The organism is Methyloglobulus sp. (assembly GCF_964779595.1).
This window is the reverse complement of record NZ_CBAROL010000004.1, coordinates 87,519-101,193: the sequence shown is the minus strand read 5'-3', so window position 1 is coordinate 101,193 and position 13,675 is coordinate 87,519. Positions and strand designations below refer to the sequence as shown.

13 protein-coding genes are annotated in these 13,675 nt (G+C 47.6%); 3 read left to right on the top strand and 10 right to left on the bottom strand.

Features of this window, described 5'->3' with window-relative positions:
* The first annotated feature begins 1 nt into the window (after nt 1).
* From ureE to ureG, 3 genes are read left to right on the top strand one after another with little or no spacing between them, the layout of a single operon-like run.
* A complete protein-coding gene (gene ureE / locus AC1YY3_RS03290) occupies nt 2-433 on the top strand; it encodes an urease accessory protein UreE (RefSeq protein ID WP_481823029.1) in 432 nt (143 codons plus the stop codon).
* A complete protein-coding gene (locus tag AC1YY3_RS03285; RefSeq protein WP_481823028.1) occupies nt 423-1,097 on the top strand; it encodes an urease accessory protein UreF in 675 nt (224 codons plus the stop codon). Before ureE ends, AC1YY3_RS03285 begins: the two co-directional genes overlap by 11 nt.
* A gap of 7 nt (nt 1,098-1,104) precedes the next feature.
* The gene (gene ureG / locus AC1YY3_RS03280; protein ID WP_481823027.1) at nt 1,105-1,716 is read left to right on the top strand and encodes an urease accessory protein UreG; all 612 of its coding nucleotides are present in this window, start codon (nt 1,105-1,107) and stop codon (nt 1,714-1,716) included.
* A 178-nt stretch (nt 1,717-1,894) separates the two neighbouring features.
* Here the strand turns inward: ureG and AC1YY3_RS03275 are convergent, their stop codons facing one another.
* The 10 genes from AC1YY3_RS03275 to AC1YY3_RS03230 form a co-directional block, all read right to left on the bottom strand.
* Entirely contained in the window at nt 1,895-2,629 is a 735-nt protein-coding gene (locus tag AC1YY3_RS03275; protein ID WP_481823026.1) for a MarC family protein, read from the bottom strand.
* Nucleotides 2,630-2,785: 156 nt separating this feature from the next.
* Nucleotides 2,786-3,085 carry an amidohydrolase family protein gene (locus AC1YY3_RS03270; RefSeq protein ID WP_482194304.1) on the bottom strand — a complete coding sequence of 100 codons (300 nt, stop codon included), beginning with the start codon at nt 3,083-3,085 and terminating at the stop codon, nt 2,786-2,788.
* Nucleotides 3,086-3,244: 159 nt separating this feature from the next.
* A complete protein-coding gene (locus tag AC1YY3_RS03265) occupies nt 3,245-3,499 on the bottom strand; it encodes a type II toxin-antitoxin system Phd/YefM family antitoxin (protein WP_482194303.1) in 255 nt (84 codons plus the stop codon).
* Between the two features lie 798 nt (nt 3,500-4,297).
* On the bottom strand, nt 4,298-5,065 hold the full coding sequence (gloB, locus tag AC1YY3_RS03260; RefSeq protein ID WP_481823025.1) for a hydroxyacylglutathione hydrolase: 768 nt from the start codon (nt 5,063-5,065) through the stop codon (nt 4,298-4,300).
* A gap of 238 nt (nt 5,066-5,303) precedes the next feature.
* Nucleotides 5,304-5,687, bottom strand: coding sequence for a cupin domain-containing protein (locus AC1YY3_RS03255; RefSeq protein ID WP_481823024.1), 384 nt, complete (start codon nt 5,685-5,687; stop codon nt 5,304-5,306).
* 32 nt (nt 5,688-5,719) lie between these two features.
* Nucleotides 5,720-7,579, bottom strand: coding sequence for a 1-deoxy-D-xylulose-5-phosphate synthase (gene dxs / locus AC1YY3_RS03250; RefSeq protein ID WP_481823023.1), 1,860 nt, complete (start codon nt 7,577-7,579; stop codon nt 5,720-5,722).
* 1 nt (nt 7,580) lies between these two features.
* The gene (locus AC1YY3_RS03245) at nt 7,581-9,242 is read right to left on the bottom strand and encodes a copper resistance D family protein (RefSeq protein WP_481823022.1); all 1,662 of its coding nucleotides are present in this window, start codon (nt 9,240-9,242) and stop codon (nt 7,581-7,583) included.
* 16 nt (nt 9,243-9,258) lie between these two features.
* On the bottom strand, nt 9,259-9,615 hold the full coding sequence (locus AC1YY3_RS03240) for a copper resistance CopC family protein (RefSeq protein WP_481823021.1): 357 nt from the start codon (nt 9,613-9,615) through the stop codon (nt 9,259-9,261).
* Between the two features lies 1 nt (nt 9,616).
* On the bottom strand, nt 9,617-11,005 hold the full coding sequence (locus tag AC1YY3_RS03235; protein WP_481823020.1) for an aspartate aminotransferase family protein: 1,389 nt from the start codon (nt 11,003-11,005) through the stop codon (nt 9,617-9,619).
* A 45-nt stretch (nt 11,006-11,050) separates the two neighbouring features.
* Nucleotides 11,051-13,669 carry an MMPL family transporter gene (locus AC1YY3_RS03230; protein WP_481823019.1) on the bottom strand — a complete coding sequence of 873 codons (2,619 nt, stop codon included), beginning with the start codon at nt 13,667-13,669 and terminating at the stop codon, nt 11,051-11,053.
* Nucleotides 13,670-13,675 lie beyond the last annotated feature (6 nt).

Sequence of the window (13,675 nt, the reverse complement as noted above, 5' to 3'; positions counted from 1 at the left end):
TATGTTGAAATTAACTGAATTAACGGCTGACTCGGCAAGCACTGATGATGTGGTGACTTTGCCGTATGAAACCCGCCAAAAAAGCCGCCTCTTAAGCCAGACCGATAGTGGTGCCAAGATTGGAATCTTTTTGCCACGCGGTCAAATGTTAAGTCACGGCTTGGTGTTGAAGGGTCATGATGATTATCGCGTTCGGGTGAATGCGGCAGCAGAGTTATTGTCTGTAGTCCGCACCGATAATCCATTGCAATTTGCCCGCGCTTGTTACCACCTGGGTAATCGTCATATTGCCTTACAAATTCTACCCGGCGAGCTACGGTTTTTGACCGATCACGTCCTGGACCAAATGCTGGCTGGACTTGGATTAACCGTGACCCATGAATCACTGCCCTTTGAGCCGGAGCAAGGGGCTTATCACGGTCATGGCCACTGATTTGGCGTTGATGCGCTTGCTGCAATTGGTCAGTCCGGGCTTGCCCATCGGGATGTACAGTTATTCCCAGGGCATGGAACGCGCAGTCGATGATGGCTGGATACGCACTTCATCCGAAGCAGAGGAATGGATCAGTGGCATTATGGAAAGTTGCTTAACGTGTATCGATTTGCCAATATTGGCAAGGCTCTATGTGGCATGGAATAACCATAATGAAGAGAGTGTCTTCTATTGGAGCAGGACGTTAATCGCCTGCCGAGAAACCGCCGAACTCAGGGCGGAAGATCGGCAAACCGGACAAGCCTTGGCGCGGTTGCTTACTGAGATGGAATTGCCAACAATGCAGGCCTGGATACGTAAGCCAGAAACCACGCTTGCCACGATATTCAGTTACGCAGCAGTAATGTGGGGGGTTTCTAAGCATCAAGCCATGTTGGGTTATTTATGGAGTTGGCTGGAAAACCAGGTCTTATGTGCCGTCAAATTAGTGCCATTGGGGCAAGTGGCTGGGCAACGCGTATTAATGGATTTAGCCGCAAAAATACCGGGTTTGGTTGATAAGGCTTTACAGCTTACAGATGCCGAAATCGGTGGCAGCGCATTTGGTTTGGCCTTAGCCAGCAGTCGGCATGAAATGCAATATTCAAGATTATTTCGTTCGTGAGGGTAAGATGAATAACAAACACATATTACGGGTCGGCATCGGCGGCCCAGTGGGTTCGGGAAAAACCGCATTGGTGGATGCCTTATGCAAGCAGATGCGTGGTGATTTTGAAATCGCGGTCGTCACCAACGACATCTACACCCGCGAAGACCAACAGTTTTTAATCCGCAGCCAAGCCCTGCCGGAAGAACGCATTCTAGGCGTGGAAACCGGCGGTTGCCCGCACACCGCCATCCGGGAAGATGCGTCCATGAATCTTGCGGCAGTCGATGAGTTAAGCCAGCGCTTTGAAGACCTGGACTTTATCATGGTCGAAAGCGGTGGCGATAACCTCAGTGCCACCTTCAGCCCAGAACTCGCCGACCTGACCATTTACGTCATCGACGTATCGGCAGGCGACAAAATCCCCCGCAAGGGCGGCCCCGGCATTACCCGTTCCGACCTGTTGGTCATCAACAAAATCGACCTTGCGCCTTATGTCGGTGCCTCGTTAGAAGTTATGGATCGAGATGCCAAAAAAATGCGCGGCAAGCGGCCGTTCGTGTTCTCTAACCTTAAAACAGGTGTTGGCCTTAAGGACATTAGTGATTTTATTGTTGAGCAGGGTATGTTGGGTTAAATTAAAATCGATACAGATACGTCCAAATCAGTACCAGCCTGCACCAACTTAATGCAATTATCTTATCCTTAAATCTAAATTTACCGTACCAATAGAACGGCTGAAATCAATAAGCGCAATAACGCAGCACTAAATCCACCCACCATGAAATCCTATTTGACCGCTACTAGCGGATAAGCTATGGAACAATCCCCAACATACGGAACGCCAACAATAGCATCTGAATGGCTAAAGCTACTTGGAGTACGCCCAACACTGCACCTAAAATAGTTAGTATGTCAGCACAATATTTAATGATGGGCTTGGCAAAAAACATGGCTATCAGGTTCAAAACCATCACTGCCAAAAACACACCCAATATGGAGAGGGTTTGCTCAGGTGGGGTAGCAGCATCCAACAAAATCAACGCAGCAATGCCGTAGGGCGTGATGATATTTGGAAATGCTAATGGCGATAAGGCAAGGAATCTAGCTGGAGGTTGCGTTTCTGTCGTTGGGGCGGACGGTTGTTCATATTGTGATAGGACGGATTTCAATGCGACGAGCAGCAAAACCAACCCGGCGGCAAGCAGTAAGGCAGGCAGCGACACGCCCCAATTTGCCAGGATATTCTTGCCTAAAACGGCGGCTATTACGCCAGCAAGACAAGCTATCCCAAAACCCTTTACGGCAAGCATTCGGGATGCTGGAGCGTCCATCCCGCGCGAAATTTTTACAAAAGGACCAAGTAGCTTAATCGGCCCAAGCATCACCATAAAGTAGGTGAACATCTTTCCCAGTGTCATCGTTGTCAACGCATTTTGAGGAAGTTGTGGGGCAGGCACAGGGCTTATTCCTTCCTGTGCGATGGCAGTCAAAGCAAAAGCCGCTAACGCGATTGTAAAAATATTGATAAGCATTCGATTAGGTTTCATATTTGATGTCCTCGTTTTTGTAACTATTCAGCTATTAGGCTAATAGAACACGGATGACACGGATTTGACTGATAAGCGCGGATAAAAGAAATAAAATCGTTTAAGTCCGATGTGTCAATGTCATCCGTATTCTATGCAATTGTCATCGATAGCCAATCAGATCGATTTGAGCGGGAATGGTTGACCCTCGAAGACGGTACCCCAAATCGGAATATCCTTGATTTTCTCCGGTGCAACCTCGTAAGGATCTTGCTCCAGCACCGTGAAGTCGGCGGTCTTGCCGGATACTATGCTGCCACTTTCTGACTCGACTCCCAAGATGAAAGCCGCGTCAATCGTAATGGAGCGCAAGGCTTGATGCAGGGAAACGCGCTCTTCAGGGCACAGCACATCACCATCGCTGCTAATGCGGTTAACGGCCACCCAAACCAACAGCAATGGTTCCGCAGCCGCCATCGGGCAGTCCGATTCTGGCGGTTTTCGCCCTAATTCAGAGAACCGTTCAAGTTGTCCCGCACTTTTGAAAACTTGATCGACCTAGCGACGAGCAGCCTCGACCTTATCGAACGCTATGTATTCAGCAATTTCATTTAAGTCAAAAAGAGCGGGTTCTGTCTAGATTATGTGAGCCATTTTTTCCATGGCTTCCGCTTGGCTATAGGTACGATTTTCAAAAATTGCCTTTTCGCCCCTGGCTATGCCTTCAAGGATGCCCATCCTGGATTGCATAAGCTCGTAATCATCAACATCAATGAGGTATGCCGACGGCTGGCCGTGTTCGGTGATTAGCACAGGCTCTTTAGATTCATGCAGCTCGGCAAGGATTTTGGTGGTCTGGCACTTTAAGGTGGTAACAAGTTCTGTTTTCATAAGCGTGATACTAAACTATCACTCGCTTTTGCACAAAAATTATTTTGGGTTCTATAGGATGATCCTCTCGGTATATAACCCATTAATGTTTCAATGTTATTTCTCCATACCCGCCATTCATCAATCTCATTTTTTGGCCTTTACCGAAGGGACAGTCCGACCCTTACCCGACGATTAGTACTATATTGTAATTTTCCTGAAAGCGGACTTTTAGAATCAAATTCTGGCGGACTCCTTAATTCGAATATGGTATGGAAAAGTTTTTAAAAAATGGACTCGTTATTTTATTACAATTTCAATAACTTAGGATTTACTCTTGTGTCCATTATATTTTAATATAAATGGACAAATTCTGATTTGTAGTCCAGTGTTTTCTCAATTAGCACTGAAAATTAGTGAACAGGCGCTATCGAGCCTGAGCTGTAATTGGACATACAATTATTAAATCCTACGAAGCAGACGCTCAGTTATCCTGATCCCTTAGATTTAAAACGAGGTGCACCCCAGCAAAACAAGTGACATTTTATATAGTGCAAATTATGCGAACAAAAGGGGCGAAGCGGAAGGCGAACCCACTTTGTTTGTTCGCATAATCCGAAGCATTATGTAACTTGGCGGGGGTTTGCCCGGACAACGCGAACGATGCGGTTCGTGCCTCACCGCATCCTACACTAGCGCACGTTACGGGTTTCTGCCGAATATTGCCCATTAAGGCCAATGCCTATTCAAAAAAATCGGTTTTTGACCGATCAGCCGGAGTTTCTGCTGTCCGTGCAAAGGTCTCTGTAAGTATGATTTTTATGAATAATGATCTTTTAATAGCCTAATCTTAGCAAAAACATCCACTGGTTTTCGGTTAATCATAGCAATTGTCTTTTGCAAATTCTCGCTGTCTTCCCTGAAGAATGGGTTGGTTGCCAGTTCCTCGGCAATGGTCGTGGGTATGGTTGGCTGATTTTTACTGCGAAGGAGGTTAATTTGAGTCATCCGCTGCTGTAATTCGAGATTTTGCGGCTCTACTGTCAAGGCAAACCGACCATTAATCTGGGTGTATTCATGGGTGCAGTAAACCTTAGTTGCTTTCGGCAGGGCTTTCAACTTTTGCAGGGAATGCCATAGCTGCTCGGCAGTGCCTTCAAACAAACGCCCGCACCCCATCACAAACAAAGTATCCCCGCAAATCAGGATATTATCTTCTACAAAATGGTAAACAATATGCGCACTAGTATGTCCGGGCGTGGCAATAACCGTGGCTTTATGTTGCCCTAATAGGATGACATCACCCTCATTGACACCGACATCAATGCTGGGAATCCTGGCACTATCGGCTTGTGCTGCTATGATTTTACAGCCTGTTTGTTGCTTGATCCGGAGATTGCCACCTATATGGTCTGAGTGGTGATGGGTGTTAAAAATATAAGTTAGTTGCCAACCCTTTTCTTGCAAGACATCTAAAACAGGTTGGGCAAGTGCGGGGTCTATTACCGCTGTTTCTAGTGAAACAGGATCATGGATAAGGTAAATGTAATTATCGGTCAGTACGGGTAAGGTAACGATTTCTAACATTGCGCAATACCACCCTATTTTTGGTTTGCCATTTAGCCAATCAATCTATAGGTTCGGCCTTGTGAAGTCTTAACTCCCGTTCGCCTTGAGTCTGTCGAAAGGCGCGAGTGCTTCGACAAGCTCAGCACGAACGGTTTAAATATCAAAAGGCCGAATCCATAATGTGGCACTTGCTATAAAAGCAATCTTTTGGAATGGTAAACTCAATTGAACAGGAAATCCCAAAATATTTTATGGGTTACTTGACGTTCACTTCGTCTTCGATGTCTTCATAAGCGTTTTGTTGGAATTGAGGTGAACAGATTGCCAGAAAAACAAGGTCGCCAGTACCAATGTTTGTAATGCGTTGCTTACATTCTGGAGGTATCAGAATCACATCACCGCACTTGATCACCTGTGGTGCGAGTTCGCCAACTTCGACAAGCCCTTGCCCTTCAAGAATCACATAGCGTTCGGTTATACCTCGCAATCGATGCAATCTTGTCGTTATACCCGCTTGGACTCTGGCGTGGGCAATAGAAACATCAGGGTCATTTGGCGAATTGGAAAGCTCATTGATATAGCACAATTCGTCCGTGTAATATTCTGCTTTCCCGTTGAACGTAAGAATGGCCGCATCCATAGACTACAATCCTAGCGAATAATCCAATTCGGTTACAAAAAAGCCTGAATTTGCTTAATAATCCCGCCCTTGTCCAACCCACAAAGGCTTAGTAGTTCCTCCCGTGTACCTTGTTCGATAAAGGCATCAGGTAGTCCGATGTTGAGGGTGTGCCTGAGGATCTTCTTGCTGTGCAGGAAGCTGTTGACCGCACTGCCCGCGCCGCCGGAGATGACGTTCTCTTCTAGCGTCACGATTATCTCGTGGTCTTTTGCCAGTTGTAAGATCAGTTCCTCGTCAATCGGCTTTACAAAGCGCATGTTGGCGACAGTGGCATTGAGTTGCTTTCCTGCTTCGAGCGCCGGGGCGACCATGCTGCCCCAGGCCAGGATGGCGATTTTTTCACCCTGGTGCTTTATTTCGCCTTTGCCGATGGGCAATGTGGTGAGTTCTGCTTGTACGGCAACGCCTGGGCCCTTGCCCCGTGGGTACCTGACCGAGGCCGGGCCTTCGTGCAGGAAGCCCGTGGTGAGCATCTGTCGGCATTCGTTTTCATCCGCTGGTGCCATGACGACCATGTTCGGGATGCAGCCCAGGTAGCTGTGGTCGAAACTGCCGGCGTGGGTGGGGCCGTCAGGCCCGACCAGGCCAGCCCTGTCCAATGCAAACAGGACATCCAGGCCCTGGATGGCGACATCGTGTATCAATTGGTCATAACCGCGTTGCAGGAACGTGGAATAGATCGCCACCACGGGCTTTGCGCCCTGGCAGGCTTGCCCCGCCGCCAAGGTGACGGCATGTTGCTCGGCGATGGCGACATCAAAGTAGCGTTTAGGGTATTGCTCTGAGAACTTGACCAAGCCTGAACCTTCGCGCATGGCAGGGGTGATGCCCAACAGGCGCTCATCCTGCTTTGCCATGTCGCACAACCAATTGCCGAACACCTCGGTATAAGTGGGGTGCGGCGAAGGCTTGCCTTTGGGCAGGCTGTCTTGGGTCGGGTCGAAGGCCGGGACGCCATGATACGCCAGGGGGTCGTTTTCGGCGGGGGCATAGCCTTTGCCTTTTTTGGTGACGATGTGCAAGAACCGCGGGCCATTGATGTGCTTCAGGCTTTCCAGGGTTTCCACCAGCATATCGACATCATGGCCATCAATGGGGCCGATGTAGTTGAAGCCCAGTTCCTCAAACAGCGTGCCAGGGACAATCATGCCCTTCATGTGCTCTTCAGTGCGACGGGCAAGTTCCCAGACGCTGGGCATCTTGCTCAGGGCTTTCTTGCTTTCCTCGCGGACGGAAGAATACAGCCTGCTGGACAGGATCTTGGTCAGGTAATTGTTCATCGCGCCGACATTGGGCGATATCGACATGTCGTTGTCATTCAAAATGACCAACAAGTTGGCATCAATTGCGCCGGCATGGTTCATGGCCTCAAACGCCATGCCGCCGGTGATGCTGCCGTCGCCGATGATGGCGACCATGTGCTTGTGCTCACCCTTGAGTTCAGACGCTATCGCCATTCCCAGTGCGGCACTGATGGACGTGCTGGAATGCCCCACGCCGAAGGCATCGTATTCGCTTTCAGACCGGTTTGGGAAGGCGCACACGCCGTCGCGGGTGCGGATCGTGGTCATCCTGTCCTTGCGCCCCGTCAATATCTTGTGCGGGTAGGCCTGGTGGCCGACATCCCAGACCAGCTGGTCGCCCGGGGTGTCGAACACGTAGTGCAGGGCGACGGTCAGCTCGACCGTGCCAAGGCCCGCCGAAAAGTGGCCGCCGGAGACGCTGACCGTTTGGGTCAGGAATTCACGTAACTCCTTCGCTAGGGCTTTAAGTTGTGATTTTTTTAGCTTTCTGATATCCGAAGGATAGTCGATGGCGCTTAATAGTGAAGGTTTGGTTGATGTATTCATTTCAGTAAAGTGGCTCACGGTAGAACATCAGGATAAGGCCAATAATAAACAGCGCAGCAACAGAAACAAATCCTGCAATGTCTTTGCCTGGTCTGTCCAATTTTAATTCCAACCATCGACCGCAAGCCAGAATCAATGAAAATACGCCCATCGTAGTGTGCCCAACCTGGATAAGAAAGGCACTTTTGGGTTCAAAACCGATGTGCGAATGGGTGAGTAGCATCAGTCCGCCAAAGGCAGACAGTATCGGAAAAGCGAAAACCAAACCTGGACGAGGATTCCGGCTGAAACGGGCGATCAATTCAATAACACCCAGAGTAAACACCAATAAGGTAGCAATCCGATGTTGCAGCACCTCACCGTTATTGAACGTGCTTTCCCAAAACCCGATAGGGCCGAGAGGCCAAGTTTCGGCATCACTGCGAAAAAATAGGAAGATACCTAATCCCACAAAGCCGATAGGCCAGTATTGAGTAAAAGTCAGTAAATTCCTTGCTGTTTGCAATGCTGGCAAATGCCGTACATAAGAAAGCATGGCGAAGAAGGTCATCACGGTCAGGAAAATACCGGAAATATTATGGTTGTAGTTAGACCATTCTGTCGCTGCAACGGACGGCACTTTCCCTACTATGGCAACCCTACCTGCTTCTCCTGCAATCAAAGCCGTGTGGGTTGGGGAATCAGTCAAAGGGATTTGCGGTGTAAATGTGCTTAACACTTCTTGCCAACGGGCTGTCAAACTGGGTATGTCTATTGCTGGCGGTTGCGATGCAAGGCTGGCGGCAGTGAATAATAAGGTAATCAAAACAAAGGTTTCTGCTTCGATGTAGTAAGGTACGCGCTTGGTTAAGGCATACCCGTTTCCGGTAGAGCCATAACTTAAAACTGCTGCACGGTTTAACCAAGCGTAACCCAAGGCAATACTAAGCAAGACGACTTTCACGGTTAACAGGTTGCCGTAGCCCGTGCCAATCAGTCCGTTCCAGGTATCTATGTATTGCAGGGCAATAGGTAATCCAGATAGCAGAATAGCGAAAACAGACGCAATGCCATACGGCGAAAACTTGTTTAATAACTGCGGCCACAGCGTATCTGGTACTTTTTGGCGGTAACGTAAAAACCATAGGTTGACGAGTTGGAATACGCTGCCAATCCAGATGGCTGCTGCCACTTGATGCAGCACAGTTAGCGACATCAGAAACAATTGATTTTCGAATCGACCAGCACCATGAACTAACCACGCACCAGATATAATCATGGGCAAGGCAACCAAATTGGCAGTAAGCCAATGCTGCTTGGAATTGAGGTTATTACGAAGGGAGTGGTAGCAGTATCCCGCCAACACTAATGTCAACAAAGTCCGCACTATACCGCCGATAAACTGAGTGGTTTCGGCAAACTCTGGAAACGGCCATTTATTCAGCAAGGCTGTCATGAGCCATATTTTAAGGATAATCTTGAAGAGCTGTGCGGCTGCCAGCAAAAAACCGCCTTTGTAGATCAGGGTAATGGTACTTTTCAGCAACTCGGCGTTGTATCCATTCTGCTGATGCCACGGGCGCAAAATAAATGCCCCCCAAAACAGGCCACCGATTGCCAAACAAAAACAAATCAGGTCAAAACCACCGATCAAGGAATCAAGAAAATCAGCAATACCCGCCATAATAAAAAAACTACGCCTATGGAGTTACGGAAAAATGGATAAGGTCTTCGGTCAAATGACCGTCGGCTGCAAATATTTTGTACCTAAGGGCGTACTCACCCAGAGATAAAGGTGGTACGTCCACCACAACATTGCCTTGCTTAACGCCTTTGCTAATAGTTAATAAGATGTGCTTGTCGCCTTTACTGACCAAATAGACCTGTGATAAGCCTAGCTCGATTTTTGAGTTAAACGTCAGTTCCACTTTTTTAGCCTGGTTGGCTTTAGGCTGTTCTATTTTTAATGAATGGTCGGTGACAACCGCATGGGCATACAAGTTACCGACAGAACCTAAAGTCAGGAGCAATAAATTGATTTGCAGCAACTGTTTCATGTTACTTGCTTTTCCCTTTCAAAGCATGACCAGCGAGGTTTTTACCTAAATCCCAGATGGAGCCGGGGATTTGGTGGGTTTCTGCAATCACCTTATCAAATGAACCGACAATGTGGTCACGGTCTTTTTGGTTAAGCATTAACGGTGGCAGCAGCTTGACCACATTCATGCCATGACCTGCTACTTGGGTCAGTATGTGGTGTTCTTTAAATAAAGGGATGGTAATCATTTGGCAGAACAAGCCTTTATTTGCGGCTTCCAACATTGCCCAGGCGGCTTTCAATTTGAGGCTTTTGGGCGATTGGAACTCAATCGCAATCATCATGCCTTTACCTCTGGCTTCTTTCAGGAACTCATATTGGCTGGATAGGGCATTCAGCGCTGTGATGATGTCTGTTCCTATAACAGCACTATTTTCGACCAGTTTTTCCTCTTCCATTACATGCAAGGTTGCCAGTCCCGCCGCCATTGCCAGATTGTTTTTGGCAAAAGTCGAACCATGCACCACCGCCCTGTCCATGCGGTTATAAACGGTGTCCATGATTTTTTGGGTCATGGCGACAGCGCCGACTGGCACAAATCCACCTGATAAGGCTTTCGCCATACAGACCATGTCCGGCTTGATGCCCCAATGGTCGATAGCCCAAAATTTGCCGGTACGGCCTAATCCGGTTTGCACTTCATCGGCAACGAGCAACGTGCCGTATTTTTTACACAGCCGTTCGACTTCAGGTAAGTAATTATCATCAGGTAAGTTAACGCCTTTGCCTTGTATAGGTTCAACAATGAAGGCCGCGACATCTTTATTGCTTAATGCCTGTTCCAATGCGGCAAGATCATTAAATGGCACCGAACTACAGCCTGGAAGCAATGGGCCGAAGCCTTCACGAAAGATGGTTTCCCCATTTAATGATAAAGCGCCCATCGTCAATCCGTGATAACCGTGATCGCAGAATACGATTTTTTCGCGTTTGGTTGTGTAACGAGCGAATTTGATGGCAGCTTCTACAGCTTCTGTACCCGAATTACAGAAGAACATTTTGGTGATGTTATCAGGCGTGGTCTTCAACAATTCTTGTGCTAGCAAGCCGCTGAGTACCGACACATCCAGTTGCACCAGATTGGGCAAATCCAGCGACAAGGTTTCTTTCAAGGCGTTGACAACCGTAGGATGGTTACGTCCGAGTGCAAAAACGCCAAAACCGCTGAGTAAATCCAAATACTCAGTACCATCCTGGTCATAAAGATATTGCCCGACCGCACTCTTGTAATGGCGGTCATAACCGATGGTCTTCAATACCCTGACCATTTGATTATTCAGATGGTGTTCGTACAGGTCGAATTTGTCTGGGTTATATTTCGTAAAAAGTTCGGCGATGCTGATAGCCATTGGTTACCTCAAAACTTGAGTCAGTAAAAATCGTCTGTATAAAAATTAAACCCGTTTCCCACTAAAGGCAGGCAATACAATTAGCGAACAAACCACTGTAAAAAACAGGCCGATAGACAACAATAAGCCCATGCTAGACATGCCTTGATGGGCAGTGAACGAAAGACTCGAAAAACTGCATAAAGTTGTTATCGAACTGAAAATAATGCCGCGCGTGGTGCTGCTTTGCAGTAGGTTCTCGTTTTCTTGCAGGTTAAAATGCAGTCGGTGCATAATCAGGATGCTACTATCAATCCCTAGCCCTAGCAGCAATGGTAGGGCAATGATATTAGCGAAATTGAACGGGTTGTTAAGCAACACATTCGTCGCACCAGTCAGCAATGCGGCAAGTACCAAGGGCAGGATGACTAACGCAGTCTGTTTGAAACTTCTATAAATCACCAGCAGTACCAAAACAATCGCAATAAAAGCACTTCCAAAAGCCTGGACGAAGGCTTTAACCACCGCATCGCCGCTGGCCATATTTGCAACGGGCAAGCCGGAAACTTTGTTATCAACCTTTTGGGCATCAGCGACAAATAGACGCTGGTTTTCAGGGTCGTTGAGATCTTGTTTGGGCGTAATAAGTATTTTGTAAAGCCCGTTTGTGCTGAGCCAATGTGAACGGATGTAATCCGGTATATCGTCAAAACCGAATTCGGTCGCGGTCAGGCTGGTTTTCAGTCGGTCAAGCGTGTATGGCAATAATCCCAATATGTTGCTTTCAATTAGGCTATAACTCGCCGAAGGGTTGGCAGAACTTTCAGCTTGTTTGATAAAGGCTTCTAAACGTTGTTGCAGTTGCTGTAAAGTAGCTTGTGGTGCATTGGGTGAGTTTTCGGCAATGGCTTTTTTCAGTTCCTCATTGAATTTGACGAGTGCCGCTTTCTGATTGCTGTTTTCCGGCAAGGTTTTGCCAAAGTTTTCCAACTGGTTGCCCAAAATCAGGCTCAGGTCTTCAATCGTTGTGAGTTTTTCGTCCTGATCTTTCGCTACAAAATCAGCAAGTGTAATAGTTTCGTGTACCGTCGGTAATTGCCCCATTTTGGCAGCAATCGTTTTGGCTTCATCCAGGTTGTTTGCCAATGTTATTAAGGCAAACGGCGAATCATTTTTGGATTTTAGCAATTCTTTAAAGGAGGATACCGATTCGCTGTTGGGATCGCGCAAATTAACCGGATTGGAATCAAAGGACAGTTTGGTCAACACCACGCAAGCACCAATCCCCAATAGGATAGAGACAATACGGATAGCGGTTGAATAACGAAACGGGAAGGTCACAAGAAACTTCGGCGCAAACGCGGAATGTATTGGCTTAGGGCTATTAACGGGCAGCACGCAAAACAAGGCCGGCAATACCGTTACTGAGATAATCAGCCCGATGAAAATGCCACCCCCGGAAATAATACCTAACTCGGATACCCCTGCGTATGCCGTAGGGATAAACGACAAAAATCCCAGTGCTGTGGTCAAGGCGCATAAAAACAAAGATGAACCTACGCCCTTCATGCTGTGATGGATGGCTTGGTGGTTCGTGTAACCGCGCACCCTGCGCTCTCGGTAATAGAGGCAGATATGTACAGCATAATCCACTCCCAAACCGATGTATAAAGTCGCAAAAGCGATAGAAATGACGTTCAAATGACCGACGGTGATGGCAGCAAATCCGGCAGTCATTATTAAGCCCATCAACAGCACGATGTAAGTAATGCTCAATAATTTCAGAGAACGCAAACCTATCCATTGCACGACAAATACTAAAACCAATGAGACTATACCTGCGAGTTGAGCACCTTTAGTGACGCTTTCCAGTTCTTCATGTTCCAGGGCGGTTTCGCCCGTGATGCGGATTTTAACGGATGGGTTTTCGGTCATAATGGCGCGTACCGCTTCCCGCGCAGAAGTTTGTGCGACATCCGCAGGCAGCATTTCGCTGAAATTCAGTTTCGGTTTGGCAATAACCAGAGTGCGATTGGCATCGGTATTGAGTTGGTCTTCTGCCAATAAGTTCTGCCAGGATAAGTGTTGTGGTTTGCCCGTAAGCTGATGGTTGATGTTGTCATCAATCGCAACCAGCAAAGGATTCAAGTCCATCGGCAGGTTTTCATCACGCTTGTTTAAGGCAAGGCTGATGATTTCAAACAAACCATCCAGATGATAGTTTTGCGCCAGATGCCCGATAAACGGTTGCGCGTCGGTCAGTTTTTTAGCCAGCGCATCTAGGTCGGTTGGTTCCAGATACAGCAAGGCCTGTTGCCTGAAAAAAGCATTATCAGTTGGGATATAAACCGAGTCAAAGTGGTCTGTCTGTACGCTTAGTTTGTCTTGCAGCTTATTGGCGGCTAACGTGGTTTCTTCGGGAGATCTTGCTTCCACGATCAATATTAAAGTTGCCGCATCTTGCGGAAAAGCCTTGTCAATCCGCCGCTGATTTTGCTGAAACGGTAGGTTGGGGTCAAGCATTTCAGCTGTATTGGTGTTAATGCCAAGATGGTTGTAAACATGGTAAGAAACACCACCACACAGCAAAAAAGACACCACTAACAACGTCCATGGAAAACGGATGATTTGTTGCTCGCACCAGTGCAGAATTGTGTCAACGAATGTAGTGTGTTGCTTGGTCATGCGTAG

Coding starts and splice junctions, on each gene's coding strand:
- AC1YY3_RS03265 (WP_482194303.1), bottom strand. CDS start 3,499: ATGAAAACAGAACTTGTTACCACCTTAAAGTGCCAGACCACCAAAATC.
- dxs (WP_481823023.1), bottom strand. CDS start 7,579: ATGAATACATCAACCAAACCTTCACTATTAAGCGCCATCGACTATCCT.
- ureE (WP_481823029.1), top strand. CDS start 2: ATGTTGAAATTAACTGAATTAACGGCTGACTCGGCAAGCACTGATGAT.
- AC1YY3_RS03230 (WP_481823019.1), bottom strand. CDS start 13,669: ATGACCAAGCAACACACTACATTCGTTGACACAATTCTGCACTGGTGC.
- AC1YY3_RS03245 (WP_481823022.1), bottom strand. CDS start 9,242: ATGGCGGGTATTGCTGATTTTCTTGATTCCTTGATCGGTGGTTTTGAC.
- AC1YY3_RS03270 (WP_482194304.1), bottom strand. CDS start 3,085: ATGGCGGCTGCGGAACCATTGCTGTTGGTTTGGGTGGCCGTTAACCGC.
- AC1YY3_RS03235 (WP_481823020.1), bottom strand. CDS start 11,005: ATGGCTATCAGCATCGCCGAACTTTTTACGAAATATAACCCAGACAAA.
- AC1YY3_RS03275 (WP_481823026.1), bottom strand. CDS start 2,629: ATGAAACCTAATCGAATGCTTATCAATATTTTTACAATCGCGTTAGCG.
- ureG (WP_481823027.1), top strand. CDS start 1,105: ATGAATAACAAACACATATTACGGGTCGGCATCGGCGGCCCAGTGGGT.
- gloB (WP_481823025.1), bottom strand. CDS start 5,065: ATGTTAGAAATCGTTACCTTACCCGTACTGACCGATAATTACATTTAC.
- AC1YY3_RS03240 (WP_481823021.1), bottom strand. CDS start 9,615: ATGAAACAGTTGCTGCAAATCAATTTATTGCTCCTGACTTTAGGTTCT.
- AC1YY3_RS03285 (WP_481823028.1), top strand. CDS start 423: ATGGCCACTGATTTGGCGTTGATGCGCTTGCTGCAATTGGTCAGTCCG.
- AC1YY3_RS03255 (WP_481823024.1), bottom strand. CDS start 5,687: ATGGATGCGGCCATTCTTACGTTCAACGGGAAAGCAGAATATTACACG.